Here is a 13,877-nt window from a genome sequence, read left to right as displayed (position 1 = left end):
CCGGCTTCCCCGATCAGGCGCCTGAGCAAGGAGACGCCCATGAAGACCAGAGCCGCCGTCGCATTCGAGGCGAAACAGCCGCTCGAAATCGTCGAACTCGACCTCGAAGGTCCCAAGACCGGGGAAGTGCTGGTCGAGATCATGGCGACCGGCATTTGCCATACCGATGCCTATACGCTCGACGGCCTCGATTCGGAGGGCCTCTTCCCCTCGGTGCTCGGCCATGAAGGCGCGGGGATCGTGCGCGAAGTCGGCGCAGGGGTAACCAGCGTGGCTCCCGGCGACCATGTCATCCCGCTCTACACCCCCGAATGCCGCCAGTGTAAGTCGTGCCTCTCGGGCAAGACCAATTTGTGCACCGCGATCCGCGCCACGCAGGGCAAGGGGCTGATGCCTGACGGCACCACTCGCTTCAGCTACAAGGGTCAGCCGATCTACCATTATATGGGTTGCTCGACCTTCTCGAACTTCACCGTGCTGCCCGAGATCGCCGTCGCGAAGATCCGCGAGGACGCGCCGTTCCAGACCAGCTGCTATATCGGCTGCGGAGTCACCACCGGCGTCGGAGCGGTGGTCAACACCGCCAAGGTGCAGGTCGGCGACAATATCGTCGTGTTCGGACTGGGTGGCATCGGGCTCAACGTGCTGCAGGGCGCGAAGATGGCCGGTGCCGGCAAGATCATCGGCGTCGACATCAATCCCGACCGCGAGGAATGGGGCCGCAAGTTCGGCATGACCGATTTCATCGACGCGCGCGGCAAATCGCGCGAGGTGACCATCGCCGAGATACTCGCCCTCACCGATGGCGGCGCCGACTTCACTTTCGACTGCACCGGCAACACCGAAGTGATGCGCACCGCGCTGGAGGCCTGCCATCGCGGCTGGGGCACCAGCATCATCATCGGCGTGGCCGAGGCCGGCAAGGAGATCGCCACGCGTCCGTTCCAGCTGGTTACCGGCCGCAACTGGCGCGGCACCGCGTTCGGCGGCGCCAAGGGCCGCACCGACGTGCCGAAGATCGTCGACTGGTACATGAACGGCAAGATCCAGATCGACCCGATGATCACGCACGTGCTTAGCCTCGACGAGATCAACAGGGGTTTCGACCTGATGCATTCGGGCGAGAGCATCCGCACCGTCGTGGTCTATTGAGGGGATAGAACGATGTTCAATCACATCATGATCGGCTCGAACGACATCGACGGGGCGCGACGGTTCTACGACGCAGTGCTCGGCACGCTCGGCTTCGCGGGCGAGCCGCTCCGCAACGTCGCGTCGAGCGGGCACGTGCGGCTTTTCTACCGCCACGACGGCGGCACTTTGTGCATCTCCGAGCCGATCAACGACGAACCCGCGACTTTTGCCAATGGCGGCACGATCGGGTTCAAGTGTAGCTCACCCGAACAAGTGAAGCAGTTCCACGACGTCGCCATCGCTCATGGCGGCCAGTCGATCGAGGGGCCCCCCGGCGCGCGCGATGGCGGCCTTCTGGGCACGATGCATCTCGGCTATGTCCGTGATCCCGACGGCAACAAGCTCTGCGCGGTTTGGCGCGTGCCGGCGTGAGCGAACCCGTCAATCTGGCGGAGAAGTTCGCGACCTTCACCGAACATTGGGCCCCCCGGCTGGTCGCCACCTATAACGGCAACGATGTGCGCATCGTGAAAGTGGCGGGCGAGTTCGTCTGGCATGCCCATGCGGACACCGACGACTTCTTCCTCGTTCTCGAAGGCGAGCTCGACATCGAGCTGCGTGATCGCACCGTCACGCTCGGCCCGGGCGAGCTCTTCGTCGTCCCGCGCGGCGTCGAGCACCGCCCGGTCGCGCGGCGCGGCGTCGAGCACCGCCCGGTCGCGCGGCGCGGCGAGGTCCGCATGATCAACATCGAGCCAGGCGGCACGCATAATCTGGGCGAAGGATCGCCGCAGCGCCCGGTGGTGGAGGGATGACCTCTTCCTGGCTGCCGACGCTCGATTGCGAGGACCGCCCCGGCATCGCCGCGGCGGTCAGCGGCTTTCTGGCGGAGTGCGGCGGGTTCATCCTTGATAGTCAGCAATATGCCCATCTCGATGCCGGGCGCTTCTTCATGCGAGTCGAGTTCAAGGCGGCCGGATACCGACGCGTTGCGCGCGGTGTTTGCACCGGTTGTCGGGCGGCTGGCGCTCAACTGGACACTTTCATCCGCACGATCGTCTCCCGCTAAGGACCGTTATGGAAACCCTCTCCACCAACAAGGCGCATGATGGCGTGCAGGGCGTCTATCGCCACGCATCCCTGGCGACCGGCACCGAGATGACCTTCTCGGTCTATGTGCCGCCGCACCCGGCAGGCGCGAAGCTGCCGGTGCTCTGGTATCTCTCCGGGCTCACCTGCACCCACGCCAACGTCACCGACAAGGGCGAGTATCGCCGGGCCTGCGCCGAGCGCGGCGTCATCTTCATCGCGCCCGATACTTCGCCGCGCGGCGAAGGGGTGCCGAATGACGACGCCTATGATTTCGGCCAGGGCGCTGGTTTCTATGTCGATGCCACTGAAGCGCCCTGGGCTTCGCACTTCCGCATGCGCAGCTATATCGAGCAGGAGCTGCCCGAACTGATCGCCGCCGAATTCCCCGCCGACATGACCCGGCAAGGCATTACCGGCCATTCGATGGGCGGGCATGGCGCGCTGACCATCGCACTGCGCAATCCGGATCGCTTCCGCAGCGTCTCGGCCTTCGCGCCGATCGTCGCGCCCAGCGTGGTGCCGTGGGGCGAGAAAGCGCTCGCCGGTTATCTCGGTGCGGACCGAACGGCATGGCACCCCTATGACGCGTGTGCGCTGATCCTCGACGGTGCACGCGTTGGCGAACTGCTCGTCGACGTCGGCGATGCCGACCAGTTCCTCCACGATCAGCTGCGCCCCGAACTGCTGCGCGCCGCGTGCGACGCCGCAGGCATCCCGCTGACGCTTCGGGTCCAGCCGGGTTACGACCACAGCTATTATTTCATCTCGACCTTCCTGACCGATCATGTCGCCTGGCACGCCGAACGGCTGACGGCGTGACTCGCTACGACGTTCTGATCGTCGGTGCCGGACATGCCGGTGCGCAGGCCGCGATTGCGCTGCGGCAGCACCAGTTCGCCGGCTCGATCGGTCTGCTCGGCGACGAGCCCGAGCTTCCTTATGAGCGCCCCCCGCTCTCCAAGGAATATCTCGCCGGCGACAAGCCGTTCGAGCGGCTGCTGATCCGCAACGCCGCGTTTTGGGACGAGCGGCAAGTGGCCTTGCTCCCCGGCCGTACGGCCGTGAAGGTCGATCCGGTCGGTCACACCATCGCCACCGCGGACGGCGAGAATATCGGCTATGGCACATTGATCTGGGCGACCGGCGGCAAGCCCCGGCGACTGGCCTGCGCCGGCGGCGATCTGGCGGGCATCCACACCGTGCGCACCCGCGCCGATGTCGACCGGATGATCGCGGAGTTGCCCGCTGTGCGCCGGGTCGTGGTGATCGGCGGCGGCTATATCGGGCTGGAGGCCGCGGCGGTGCTCGCCAGGCTCGGGCGCGAAGTGACCGTGCTGGAAGCACAGGACCGGGTGCTCGCGCGGGTTGCCGGCGAGCCGCTGTCGCGCTTTTTCGAGGCGGAACACCGCGCGCACGGCGTCGACATTCGGCTCGGGGTGGTGGTTGAGGCGATCTTCGGCGAAGACCGCGTCACCGGCGTGCGGCTGGCCGGCGGGGAGACCTTGCCCGCGGAAATGGCGATCGTCGGCATCGGCATCGATCCGGCGGTCGCGCCGTTGCTCGATGCGGGCGCGAATGGCGGCAATGGCGTGCTGGTCGACGCGCAATCCCGCACTTCGCTGCCAGACATATTCGCGGTCGGCGATTGCGCGCTTCATGCCAATCGTTTCGCCGCAGACCGCGGCATCCGTCTCGAATCGGTCCAGAACGCGAATGATCAGGCGACGGTGGCAGCAAAGACGATCCTCGGCGTCGACGCCGTTTACGATGCAGTGCCGTGGTTCTGGTCCAACCAGTACGACCTCAAGCTTCAGACCGTCGGCATTTCCGCCGGGCACGATGCCGTCGTGCTGCGCGGCGAGCCCGCGAGCCGCAGCTTCTCGGTGATCTATCTGCGCGCCGGCCGGGTGATCGCGCTCGACTGCGTCAACGCGACGAAAGACTATGTTCAGGGACGCAAGCTCGTGCTCGAAGCTTCGGTGATCGATCCGGCGCGGCTTGCCGATAATACCACACCGCTCAAGGACCTCGCCTGATCCGGAAGGAGAGACGAGGTCCCGGCGGTATTTCATAAGGGGCAATCAGATGATGCGTTTCCTCCGGCCCGGCTTGGCCGCCCTCGCACTGGCTTTCGCCGCGCCGGTGCAGGCACAGGCGCTCAAGGACGCCGATCCGGCATTGTGGGTGGTGGAGGATGCCGACACCAGGATCTATTTGTTCGGCACCATCCACGTGCTCAAGCCGGGGCTCAGCTGGTTCGACGAAGCGGTTTGGGCGGCATACAATCAGAGCGACGAGATCATGCTCGAGATGATCGAGCCCGATGAGGCGACGATGGCCGGCATGATCATGAAGCTGGCGATCACGCCGACCGGCCCGACGCTCACCGAGAAGCTGCCGGCGGACAAGCGCGAAGCCTATACCAGGGCACTCACCGATCTAGGCATACCCGCCGCCGCGCTCGATCGGTTCGATCCATGGTTCGCCGCAGTCACGCTGACCGTCGCGGGGCTGCCCAAGCTCGGCTACGATCCCGAGAGCGGCGCCGAGCGCACCCTCTCGACCGCCGCCAAAGCGGCTGGCAAGAAGCTGGGCGGGCTCGAGACGGCCGAACAGCAGCTCGGCTTTTTCGACGCGCTGCCCGAGCCGCTCCAGCTTCAATTCCTCGTTTCGACGATCGACGATTTGCCGAAGATGGGCACTGAAATCGACAAGATGGTGACAAGTTGGGCCACAGGCGATCCCGATTCGCTGGCTGCGACGCTCAACGAGAGCATGCGCGAGACGCCCGAGATCGGCAAAGTGCTGCTTTCGGACCGCAATGCGCGCTGGGCCGAATGGATCGACCAGCGCATGCGCACCCCCGGCAATGTGTTCATCGCCGTGGGTGCCGGGCACCTTGCGGGGCGCGACAGCGTTCAGGCGTGGCTGGCGAAGCGCAAGCTGACCGCCAAGCGAATCCGCTACTGACCGCTTTCGGAGAGAATCGCATGTCCAAAGGTCCGCGCCCCTTGATCGGGCTGTTCGCCGGAGTCGCCGCGGGACTGGTCGCTTCGGCGGCGATGGCGGCGTTTCAGGCACAGGCGCAGAAGCTGCTGCCCGATAGCGGGGACGAGGACCCGGCGACGGTAAAGGCCGCCGACGCGGCAAGCGAGGCGATTATCGGTGATCCCGTGCCCGCGCCCTATCGTGCGCCGGCAGGACAGGCGGTCCATTATATTGCCGGCGCGGTGATCGGCGGCATCTATGGAATACTTACCGAATACCAGCCCGAGGCGCGTTCGGGTTTCGGCAGCGCCTATGGGATCGCGACGGCGGCGCTGCTCGACGAGGCGGCAGTGCCCGCAGTGGGCCTCGCACCGGCACCCGACGAGACGCCGCTTGTCGTTCACGCTTATGGCGCGGCGTCGCATCTCGTTTATGGCTGGGTGCTCGAGGGGGTGCGCGCGTTGATCGCCGGGCGGCGCTAGAGCAGCAAATCCTGCGTCGCCGAGTTGCGGCCAACTGCGCCACCGCCACTGCGCCGGATATGCTCCTGTTGCGCGGTGTGCCGCACGTCGACGTCGCGGTCGCCGAGAAATATTGCGAGCGATTCGTCGTCGATCTCGCTCCATTCCTTGCCGCGATCAGGGCCGTAGCGAACGCGCGGCAGCAGCCCGGGCTCATTCGACCATGCAATCAGCTGCTCGACGCTGGCTTCATTGAGCATGTCGCGCAGATGGAAGGCTGTCACATAGGCGTCGGGGAAGGCGCGGTGCGCCGGAAGCCCGCGCTCGTGCACCAGGCCCTCGGGCTTGCGCCAATAGCGCAGCATCTGGTTGGAGAAGCCCGGCGAACTCGGCCACAGCCGCATCGCGCACTTCCAGGTGCAGATCCAGTCGGCGCCACGGGTGAGCGAGGCCGTGCAGAATTGCTGCTCGAAATCGGCGCGGTGCGCGGCGAGCGCGATGCGGCGTGGCCACGGATCGAGCACCGGGCGCGCGACATCGTGCCAATAGGGCGCGTCGGCGACATCCTCGTCGCGGATATGGTGCACCGCCATCGTCAGCGGCGGAATCTGACGGCCCGGATTGACCATCCGATTACCGCCCTCGCCATAGATTTCCCAGCGTCCGTCCGGCTGGAGCACGATGTCCTGCCAGCCGATCTCGCACACGCCATGCGTCGGCGGCGCCTGGCCGGTGGTTTCGAGATCGATGACACGGATGAGCGAGGGGGCGCGGGAGGCCATGCCGGCTAGGTGGGGCGTGACGTCATAGAATACCAGCCAAAACTTGCGACGGACAGATCGACACTATCAATCGCTGCCAGCATTCTCTCGCTCGGCGCGGGCCTTATGCTTCTGCAACAAATCCTCGGCGCGTTCGGCCAGTTCCTTGGTTGCCTCGATGCTCTCGCGCAACGCGGCCTGCGCGTCTTCGATCTCAGCGATGTCGTTCAGGGTTTTGTCGTTCATGGCCGGGTCCCACTCGGACGGATGAACCCTTGATGCAGATCAAGGTTCCACCCGTCGAACGGTTCCGCCGAATTAATGCGCAGCTTGCGGTCCGCGTTCGAGTCCGCTGGCGGCGAGCTGGGCGTCGATCATTGCCATCAGCCGATCAAGGCCTTCCTGGCTCTTCGCCTCGGCGCGCGCGACGAGCACGTCCTGGGTGTTCGATGCGCGCAATAGCCACCAGCCGTCGGGCGTGTTCACCCGTGCGCCGTCGGTGCGGTTGACGTCGGCACCCTCGGCCTCGAGCCGGTCGAGCACTTCGTCGATCACCGCGAACTTGCGCGTGTCCGATACCTGGAAGCGCATTTCCGGCGTGTTGATCATCGCCGGCATCTCGTCCTTGATCTGGGTGAGCGACTTGCCGATCACGTGCACTGCCTGGATCAGCCGGATCGCGGCATATTGCGCGTCGTCAAAGCCATAATAATTGTGCGCGAAGAAGATGTGCCCGCTCATCTCGCCCGCCAGCGGCGCGCCGGTTTCCTTCATCTTGGTCTTGATCAGGCTGTGCCCGGTCTTCCACATCAAAGGCTGACCGCCGAGTTCGGCGACGCGGTCGTAAAGCGCCTGGCTCGCCTTGACGTCGGCGATGATCGTCGCCCCCGGCAGCTCACGCAGAACGGGTTCGGCCAAAATGGACAGAAGCTGATCGCCCCAGACCACCCGGCCTTGCCCGTCGATCGCGCCCAGCCGGTCGCCGTCACCGTCGAAGGCCAGTCCGAAATCGAGGTTCTTCTCGGCGACAAGCCGCTTCAGGTCGGCGAGGTTCTTCTCCTCGGTAGGATCGGGATGATGATTGGGGAAATTGCCGTCCACTTCGGTGAAGATCGTATGATGCTCACCCGGCAGCAGCTTGACCAATTTCTCGACCACCGGACCGGCGGCGCCGTTGCCCGTATCCCATCCGACGCGATAGGCGCCGCCGGCATAGCCCGCCATCAGCCGGTCGACATAAGTGTCGAGGATATCATAGTCGCTGACGGTGCCCTCGTCGCCGGGCTCTACCGATTCCCAATCGCCTTCGGCAGCCATCCGGCCGAGCGTCTGGATGTCCTCGCCGAAGAACGGAAGATGCTGAAGCACCATCTTGAAGCCGTTGTAATTGCCGGGATTATGGCTGCCGGTTATCTGGATGCCGCCATCCACTTCGAGCGTTGCTTCGGCATAATATAGCATCGGCGTGGGGCCGAGGCCGATGCGGACCACGTCGCAGCCCGACGCGGTGAGCCCCTCGACCAGAGCCGCCTCGAACGCGAGCGACGAATTGCGGCCGTCACGACCCACCGCGACGCGATGCCCGCCTGCGCGACGGACCAGAGTGGCGAAGCCGCGACCGATCGCGCGCGCATCGTCGGGTCCAAGCGCTTCCCCCACGATTCCGCGAATGTCGTACTCGCGCAGCGAAGTGGGGTCGAAACGGTGGGTCATGGTGCCTCCGGGGAAGATGTTGCCGGCCTGGGGCCTGTACGCAGGCCCCAAATCGCGAGCGGGGCGAAAGTTCAATTGCGCATGCGTAACAAGGGCGATGCGGCGGCCCGTGTGGGCTACGCGCTACGGCGAAGCAACGTGTCGCGCGCGGCGTTGATCCGTCGCGTCAACTCCTCGGATCCGCCCTTGTCGGGATGGACCGCACTGACCAGCCGGCGGTGTGCGCTACGAATCGCTTGCTCGTCCGCATCGGCGGCGACGCCGAGGATCGCACGGGCTTCATCCCGCGGCATTTTGGGGGCGCTGGGCTTGGGCCGCGGCTTGAAGAACAAATAATAGATCGCGCCGATGATAAGCGCCGCGAGGATTGCTTTGGCCATCAGGCGAACAGCGGCATCGTGACTTCGGGAAGCGCGAGCCCCGCCATCATCTCGCGCAGCTCCTGCCGCGCGGCGACGTGGCTGAGACCCATCTCGCCGAACTCGCGACTGTCGAGCATGGTCAGTCCCTGCGGGAACAGTTCGCGATAGATGACCCGTTCGGACAACCCCGAGATCACCCGGAAGCCGACGCGTTTGGAGAGCTGGTCGATCGCTTCCGAGACGCGGCGCATGTTGCGGGCCTCAATGTGTTGCATGCGGTTGCGCAGCACCACCCAGTCGATCGTCTCGCCGTCAGCCTTGGCGCGGCGTTTGCGCGATTCCCAGATAAGCTCGGAATAGAAGCTCGGGCGAGTGACCTTATAGGTATCGGGGTCGACATGGCCGATCAGATCGAAATCGACGAAGCTGTCATTCATCGGCGTGACGAGCGTATCGGCGTTGGTGACGGCGATGCGGGCGAACTTGTCGTCGCGGCCGGGAGTGTCGATCACGAGGAAATCGGCGTTCGAACCGAGCCGCTCCAGCGTATCGGAGAAGAAATCCATGCTCTCGCCGTCATGCGTTTCATATTCGGGCGTCGGCAGGTCGCGCCCGACGCGCTTGATCGTGGCACGGCGGTTGTCGAGATAGCGACCCATGGTGCGCTGGCGATGGTCGAGGTCGAAGCACGCCACCCGCGCGCCTTTCGACGACAGCGCGATCGCCGCGTGGACCGCCGTCGTGGACTTGCCGGTGCCGCCCTTTTCATTGGCAAAAACGAGCACGTGCAAGCGCTTAGCTCCGTCGGTCAACCGTACAACATCCTTTATTGATCCTGCCGCCCGCGCCCCATAGAAGGCCGCGCTCCTGTCTTATCGAAAGTGGTCAAGCGTGCAAACCGTCCGTCAGCTCGATGCCCTTCGCGGCGCCGTCGCCACATGGCGCGCGGCGGGCGAGCGCGTCGCTTTGGTGCCGACGATGGGGGCGCTGCATGACGGGCATATGGCGCTGGTCGAGGCAGCGCGCCGCGCAGCCCAGCGCGTGGTGGTCTCGATCTTCGTCAATCCGAAGCAGTTCGGGGCGAACGAGGATCTCGCCAAGTATCCGCGCAAGGAACTCGCCGACTCGCGCATGCTCGCCGCGGCCGGCGTCGAACTGCTGTGGCTGCCCCCGGTCGAGCTGATGTATCCCGACGGCTTCGTGACCAATGTCGCGGTACGCGGAGTAGGCGAAGTGCTGGACGGCGCCCACCGCCCCGGCCATTTCGATGGCGTCGCGACGGTGGTCACCAAATTGCTCAATCAGGTGCGGCCCGACATCGCCTTGTTCGGCGAGAAGGACTGGCAGCAGCTGGCGGTGATCCGCCGCCTCGTCGCGGACCTCGACCTCGATGTGGAGATCCTGGGGGTGCCCACCCAGCGCGAGGATGACGGGCTCGCGCTGTCTTCGCGCAACGCCTATCTGATCCCCGAGGAACGCACGCGCGCCGTGGCCCTGCCGCGCGCGCTGGGCGTCGCCGAGCGCGCGATCGCCAGGGGCGGCGATGCCGAGACGGCGCTGGCGCAGGCACGCGAGATGCTGGTCACTGCCGGGTTCGAGGTTGATTACGTCACCCTCGCCGATGCCGAGACTCTGGGCGACCCGATCGAGGGCCGGCCGATGCGGCTGCTCGCCGCCGCGCGGATCGGCGGCACCCGGCTGATCGATAATATCCCTCTGAATACGAATGATTACGGTTAACCTCGTTAACCTTTTGTTTCCCGCTTACCTGCCAGTCCTTGCAATAGTAGGGATCAGCAATTGGAAGAGCGGCAATGGCCAACAGCCTCAAGAGCGCACGTTTCCTGATAGAGAGCCGACTGAGCGATGCAGCGCGCGGTGACTCGAAGGCGTGTTTCGATCTCGGCATCGTCTATTCGAGCGGCGCCGAAGGCGTCGACGTCGATCTCGTCGAAGCGCACAAATGGTTCAACATCGCCGCCGTCTCGGGCAGCGAACGCGCCGCGGAATGCCGCGCCGAAATTTCCGAAGACATGACCGCACGCGAGATCACCGACGCGCAGAAAGCGGCACGCGCCTGGCTGCGCGGGCTGGAGATGCGCGCGGCGTAAGCCATTCCGCGCGACCCCGGTGCTCCTGCGAAAGCAGGAGCCCAGAGCCTCGAAACGCACCACTTGTGATCCCAGGCTCCTGCTTTCGCAGGAGCACGACTCATTTCTTCGCCGCAGCCTTTTTGGCGGGCGCTTTTTTCGCCGCCGCCTTTTTCGGCGCGGCTTTCTTCTTGCCCTTGCCCTTGGGGGGGCCCGCGGCGGCGCGCGCGTCGATCAGCTGGGCAGCCTCCTCAAGCGTGAGCTGGTCCTTGTCGATCGACTTGGGCAGCGTCGCATTGGTCTCGCCATCGGTGACATAGGCGCCATAGCGGCCCTCCATCAGCTTGATCTCGGCCTCGGTGCGCGGATGCTTGCCGAGGACCTTGAGTGGTTCGCGCGCGGCGCCACGCGCCGGACGGCCGCCATTGGCCGCCGCTTCCGCAAGCTTGACCACCGCGGCGTTCATGCCAGTCTCGAACACCTCTGCGGTCGACTGGAGCCTGGCATATTTCCCGTCATGCGCCAGATACGGCCCATAGCGCCCGATCGACGCCGTGATCGGATTGCCGCTCTCCGGGTGATTGCCGACCGTGCGCGGCAGCTTGAGCAGCTTCAGTGCCCATTCCAGATCGAGATCGACATCCTTGGGGATCGAGGCGCGCGCCGCTTCCTTGCCTTCGCCGAGCTGGATGTACGGCCCGAAACGCCCCGATTTGCGCTCGACGTTGAGCCCGGTGTCGGGATCGACGCCCAACACTTCCGGCCCCGTCGATTCGGCGCCCTCGCCGCCCGGCTCGCCGAAGCGACGCGTGAATTTGCACTCGGGATAGTTGGAGCACGCCACGAACGCGCCGAACTTGCCGCCGCGCAGCGCGAGTCGGCCATTGCCGCAATTCGGGCATAGCCGGGGATCGCCGCCATCGGCCTTGGCCGGAAACAGATAGGGTTCGAGGAACAGATCGAGCGCCGCAGTGACTTCGCTCGGCTTCTGCTCCATCACTTCGGTGGTGCGTGGCTTGAAGTCCTTCCAGAAGGATTCGAGCACCGCCTGCCACTGGGCGCGGCCGCCTGAAACATCGTCGAGCTCTTCCTCGAGTTCGGCAGTGAAATCATAGCCGACATATTTCTCGAAGAAGCGCTCGAGGAACGCCGTCACCAGCCGACCGCTCTCCTCGGCGAAGAAGCGGTTCTTCTCGATCCGCACATAAGCGCGGTCCTTCAGGGTCTGGATGATCGAGGCATAGGTCGACGGGCGGCCGATGCCGAGCTCCTCGAGCCGCTTGACCAGCGAAGCCTCGGAGAAGCGCGGCGGCGGCTGGGTGAAATGCTGCTCGGCGTTGACGGACTTCTTGGCCGGCGCATCGCCCGCAGACAGGCGCGGGAGGCGGCGGCTGTCCTCGTCACCCTCATCGTCGCGGCCTTCCTCGTACAGCGTGAGATAGCCGGCGAAGAGCACGACCTGACCGGTCGCGCGCAGCCCCTGCTGACCCGTGCCGTCCTCGAGATCGATCGTGGTGCGCTCCATCCGCGCCGACGCCATCTGGCTGGCGAGCGCGCGCTTCCAGATCAGCTCGTAGAGCCGGCCATGATCGCCGCTGCCGGCCTTGTCCTTCGAGAAATCGGTGGGGCGGATCGCCTCATGGGCTTCCTGCGCGTTCTTGGCCTTGGTGGTGTAGATGCGTGGCTTGTCGGGCACGTACGAGCCGTCATAGCGCGTCGCGACGGCTTTCCGGGCCTCCTGGATCGCGCCCGGGTCCATCTGGACGCCGTCGGTACGCATATAGGTGATCGCGCCGTCCTCGTAGAGCCCCTGCGCGATGCGCATCGTGTGGCTCGCCGAAAAGCCGAGTTTGCGCGCGGCCTCCTGCTGGAGCGTCGATGTGGTGAAGGGCGGTGGCGGGTTGCGCGTCGCGGGCTTGGTCTCGACCGAGGCGACCGAGAAGCGGCCTTCCTCGACTGCCTTCTTGGCGGCGAGCGCAGTGCCTTCCTCGCCGATCGTCAGGCGATCGATCTTGTGGCCTTTATATTTGACGAGGCGCGCCACGAACGGGGTGCCGTCCTGCTCCATATCGGCAGTAACCGACCAATATTCCTGTGGGCGGAAGCTTTCGATCTCGCGCTCGCGATCGACGATGATACGCAGCGCGACCGATTGGACGCGGCCGGCCGACTTTGCGCCGGGCAGCTTGCGCCACAGCACCGGCGAGAGCGTGAAGCCGACGAGATAATCGAGCGCGCGGCGAGCGCGATAGGCGTCGATCAAATCGGTATCGAGCTCGCGCGGCGCCTTCATCGCGGCGAGGATCGCCGGCTTGGTGATCGCGTTGAAGGTGACGCGCTCGACTTCCCTGGGGAGCACCTTCTTGTTGCGAAGCACTTCCTGGACGTGCCAGCTGATCGCCTCTCCCTCGCGATCGGGATCGGTCGCGAGGATCAGGCGGTCGGCGGTCTTCGCCAGATCGGAGATCGCCTTCAATTGCTTGGACTTGTCGGCGTAAGTCTCCCACTCCATTGCGAACCCGTCTTCGGGGTTCACCGATCCGTCGCGCGGCGGCAGATCGCGGACATGGCCGTAGGAGGCGAGGACGCGGTAGTCCGAGCCCAGATATTTTTCGATGGTCTTCGCCTTGGCGGGCGATTCGACGATGACGAGCTGCATGGGGGTTAAGCTATCCTCACGTGTACGCGTGTAAGGTGGGGACCGGCGGCGGGAGCCGTCAAGCGGCCCCGTGCAACGGGATGCGCCCCGGGGCCAAGGAAAAAGGGGATGTTCGATGCTGGCATGGTTGACGCTCGCGACCCTGATCGGTGCGCAGCAAGGCGAAAGGCTGGTCTGGCCCGCGGCCCACGGCTTCGTTGTCGGGCATCATCAGGAGACGCCGCAGGCCAGTATCGAAGAGCAGGTGCCCAAGGGGGAAACGGTCCAGAACTGGACGCGGATGATCACCCGGATCAGCCGGGGCCCGATCGACCCGCTGCAGTTCGCCGTTCGCATGGCCGCCAGCTGGCGACAGGCCTGCGTGGGCGCGAAGGCCAGCGATCCGGTCGCCGGGCCTCGCGGTGTCGACATCCGGATCGATTGTCCGCGCAACCCGCAGACCGGCAAGCCAGAGACGATGTTCCAGCGCACCGTCGCCGGCGGGGCGCGGCTGTACATTCTGCAAGTCGCCTTCCGCTCCACGCCGGGCGCCCAGCAGGCAGCCTGGGCCCGCGCCCAGCTCGATCGCGCGACGCTGTGTCGCGCGGATTCGAAGGAGGCCGCCTGCCGCTAGACCG

At 65.4% G+C, this 13,877-nt stretch carries 17 protein-coding genes; 11 read left to right on the top strand and 6 right to left on the bottom strand.

Features of this window, described 5'->3' with window-relative positions; genetic code table 11:
* The first annotated feature begins 39 nt into the window (after window positions 1-39).
* From CVN68_RS15660 to CVN68_RS15625, 8 genes are read left to right on the top strand one after another with little or no spacing between them, the layout of a single operon-like run.
* A complete protein-coding gene (locus CVN68_RS15660; protein WP_100283029.1) occupies window positions 40-1,152 on the top strand; it encodes an S-(hydroxymethyl)glutathione dehydrogenase/class III alcohol dehydrogenase in 1,113 nt (370 codons plus the stop codon).
* Window positions 1,153-1,164: 12 nt separating this feature from the next.
* Window positions 1,165-1,566, top strand: coding sequence for a VOC family protein (locus CVN68_RS15655; RefSeq protein ID WP_100283028.1), 402 nt, complete (start codon window positions 1,165-1,167; stop codon window positions 1,564-1,566).
* Entirely contained in the window at window positions 1,563-1,949 is a 387-nt protein-coding gene (locus CVN68_RS15650) for a cupin domain-containing protein (RefSeq protein WP_100284448.1), read from the top strand. Before CVN68_RS15655 ends, CVN68_RS15650 begins: the two co-directional genes overlap by 4 nt.
* Window positions 1,946-2,203, top strand: a complete 258-nt coding sequence (locus CVN68_RS23370; RefSeq protein ID WP_407695512.1) for an ACT domain-containing protein — start codon at window positions 1,946-1,948, stop codon at window positions 2,201-2,203. Before CVN68_RS15650 ends, CVN68_RS23370 begins: the two co-directional genes overlap by 4 nt.
* An 8-nt stretch (window positions 2,204-2,211) precedes the next feature.
* A complete protein-coding gene (fghA, locus tag CVN68_RS15640; RefSeq protein ID WP_100283027.1) occupies window positions 2,212-3,045 on the top strand; it encodes an S-formylglutathione hydrolase in 834 nt (277 codons plus the stop codon).
* Window positions 3,042-4,262, top strand: a complete 1,221-nt coding sequence (locus CVN68_RS15635) for an NAD(P)/FAD-dependent oxidoreductase (protein ID WP_100283026.1) — start codon at window positions 3,042-3,044, stop codon at window positions 4,260-4,262. Before fghA ends, CVN68_RS15635 begins: the two co-directional genes overlap by 4 nt.
* A gap of 49 nt (window positions 4,263-4,311) precedes the next feature.
* Window positions 4,312-5,196 carry a TraB/GumN family protein gene (locus CVN68_RS15630; RefSeq protein WP_100283025.1) on the top strand — a complete coding sequence of 295 codons (885 nt, stop codon included), beginning with the start codon at window positions 4,312-4,314 and terminating at the stop codon, window positions 5,194-5,196.
* 20 nt (window positions 5,197-5,216) lie between these two features.
* Window positions 5,217-5,696, top strand: coding sequence for a DUF1440 domain-containing protein (locus CVN68_RS15625; RefSeq protein ID WP_100283024.1), 480 nt, complete (start codon window positions 5,217-5,219; stop codon window positions 5,694-5,696).
* Here the strand turns inward: CVN68_RS15625 and CVN68_RS15620 are convergent.
* The 5 genes from CVN68_RS15620 to CVN68_RS15605 form a co-directional block, all read right to left on the bottom strand.
* Entirely contained in the window at window positions 5,693-6,457 is a 765-nt protein-coding gene (locus CVN68_RS15620; RefSeq protein ID WP_100283023.1) for a 3'-5' exonuclease, read from the bottom strand. The two genes, CVN68_RS15625 and CVN68_RS15620, sit on opposite strands and share 4 nt — an antisense overlap.
* 66 nt (window positions 6,458-6,523) lie before the next feature.
* On the bottom strand, window positions 6,524-6,682 hold the full coding sequence (locus CVN68_RS23365; protein ID WP_158298913.1) for a hypothetical protein: 159 nt from the start codon (window positions 6,680-6,682) through the stop codon (window positions 6,524-6,526).
* Window positions 6,683-6,754: 72 nt separating this feature from the next.
* Window positions 6,755-8,149: a phosphoglucomutase/phosphomannomutase PgmG gene (gene pgmG / locus CVN68_RS15615; RefSeq protein WP_100283022.1), complete on the bottom strand. Its 1,395-nt coding sequence runs from the start codon at window positions 8,147-8,149 to the stop codon at window positions 6,755-6,757.
* Window positions 8,150-8,265: 116 nt separating this feature from the next.
* Window positions 8,266-8,529 (bottom strand): J domain-containing protein, encoded by a 264-nt coding sequence (locus tag CVN68_RS15610; RefSeq protein WP_100283021.1) that lies wholly within the window; start codon window positions 8,527-8,529, stop codon window positions 8,266-8,268.
* Window positions 8,529-9,302, bottom strand: a complete 774-nt coding sequence (locus CVN68_RS15605) for a division plane positioning ATPase MipZ (protein WP_407695511.1) — start codon at window positions 9,300-9,302, stop codon at window positions 8,529-8,531. Before CVN68_RS15605 ends, CVN68_RS15610 begins: the two co-directional genes overlap by 1 nt.
* 100 nt (window positions 9,303-9,402) lie before the next feature.
* On the opposite strand from CVN68_RS15605, the gene panC reads away from it, so the two are divergent.
* Both panC and CVN68_RS15595 read left to right on the top strand, forming a co-directional pair.
* Window positions 9,403-10,251 carry a pantoate--beta-alanine ligase gene (panC, locus tag CVN68_RS15600; RefSeq protein WP_100283019.1) on the top strand — a complete coding sequence of 283 codons (849 nt, stop codon included), beginning with the start codon at window positions 9,403-9,405 and terminating at the stop codon, window positions 10,249-10,251.
* A 74-nt stretch (window positions 10,252-10,325) separates the two neighbouring features.
* Window positions 10,326-10,622, top strand: coding sequence for an SEL1-like repeat protein (locus tag CVN68_RS15595; RefSeq protein ID WP_100283018.1), 297 nt, complete (start codon window positions 10,326-10,328; stop codon window positions 10,620-10,622).
* 100 nt (window positions 10,623-10,722) lie between these two features.
* Here the strand turns inward: CVN68_RS15595 and topA are convergent, their stop codons facing one another.
* Window positions 10,723-13,260 (bottom strand): type I DNA topoisomerase, encoded by a 2,538-nt coding sequence (gene topA / locus CVN68_RS15590; protein ID WP_100283017.1) that lies wholly within the window; start codon window positions 13,258-13,260, stop codon window positions 10,723-10,725.
* 115 nt (window positions 13,261-13,375) lie between these two features.
* Here topA and CVN68_RS15585 point away from each other — a divergent pair, with 115 nt between their 5' ends.
* On the top strand, window positions 13,376-13,873 hold the full coding sequence (locus tag CVN68_RS15585; protein ID WP_100283016.1) for a hypothetical protein: 498 nt from the start codon (window positions 13,376-13,378) through the stop codon (window positions 13,871-13,873).
* Window positions 13,874-13,877: the final 4 nt, after the last annotated feature.

The sequence above is a fragment of the Sphingomonas psychrotolerans genome, from assembly GCF_002796605.1.
GTDB classification, from domain to species: Bacteria; Pseudomonadota; Alphaproteobacteria; order Sphingomonadales; family Sphingomonadaceae; genus Sphingomonas; species Sphingomonas psychrotolerans.
The sequence above is the reverse complement of the archived record's forward strand: the minus strand, read 5'-3'. Positions and strand labels throughout refer to the sequence as shown.

Bases quoted from the DNA above. Each gene is read 5' to 3' on its own strand.
- fghA (WP_100283027.1), top strand. From the start codon at position 2,212: ATGGAAACCCTCTCCACCAACAAGGCGCATGATGGCGTGCAGGGCGTC.
- CVN68_RS15655 (WP_100283028.1), top strand. From the start codon at position 1,165: ATGTTCAATCACATCATGATCGGCTCGAACGACATCGACGGGGCGCGA.
- CVN68_RS23365 (WP_158298913.1), bottom strand. From the start codon at position 6,682: ATGAACGACAAAACCCTGAACGACATCGCTGAGATCGAAGACGCGCAG.
- pgmG (WP_100283022.1), bottom strand. From the start codon at position 8,149: ATGACCCACCGTTTCGACCCCACTTCGCTGCGCGAGTACGACATTCGC.
- CVN68_RS15620 (WP_100283023.1), bottom strand. From the start codon at position 6,457: ATGGCCTCCCGCGCCCCCTCGCTCATCCGTGTCATCGATCTCGAAACC.
- topA (WP_100283017.1), bottom strand. From the start codon at position 13,260: ATGCAGCTCGTCATCGTCGAATCGCCCGCCAAGGCGAAGACCATCGAA.
- CVN68_RS15610 (WP_100283021.1), bottom strand. From the start codon at position 8,529: ATGGCCAAAGCAATCCTCGCGGCGCTTATCATCGGCGCGATCTATTAT.
- CVN68_RS15625 (WP_100283024.1), top strand. From the start codon at position 5,217: ATGTCCAAAGGTCCGCGCCCCTTGATCGGGCTGTTCGCCGGAGTCGCC.
- CVN68_RS15660 (WP_100283029.1), top strand. From the start codon at position 40: ATGAAGACCAGAGCCGCCGTCGCATTCGAGGCGAAACAGCCGCTCGAA.
- CVN68_RS15585 (WP_100283016.1), top strand. From the start codon at position 13,376: ATGCTGGCATGGTTGACGCTCGCGACCCTGATCGGTGCGCAGCAAGGC.
- CVN68_RS23370 (WP_407695512.1), top strand. From the start codon at position 1,946: ATGACCTCTTCCTGGCTGCCGACGCTCGATTGCGAGGACCGCCCCGGC.
- CVN68_RS15595 (WP_100283018.1), top strand. From the start codon at position 10,326: ATGGCCAACAGCCTCAAGAGCGCACGTTTCCTGATAGAGAGCCGACTG.
- CVN68_RS15630 (WP_100283025.1), top strand. From the start codon at position 4,312: ATGATGCGTTTCCTCCGGCCCGGCTTGGCCGCCCTCGCACTGGCTTTC.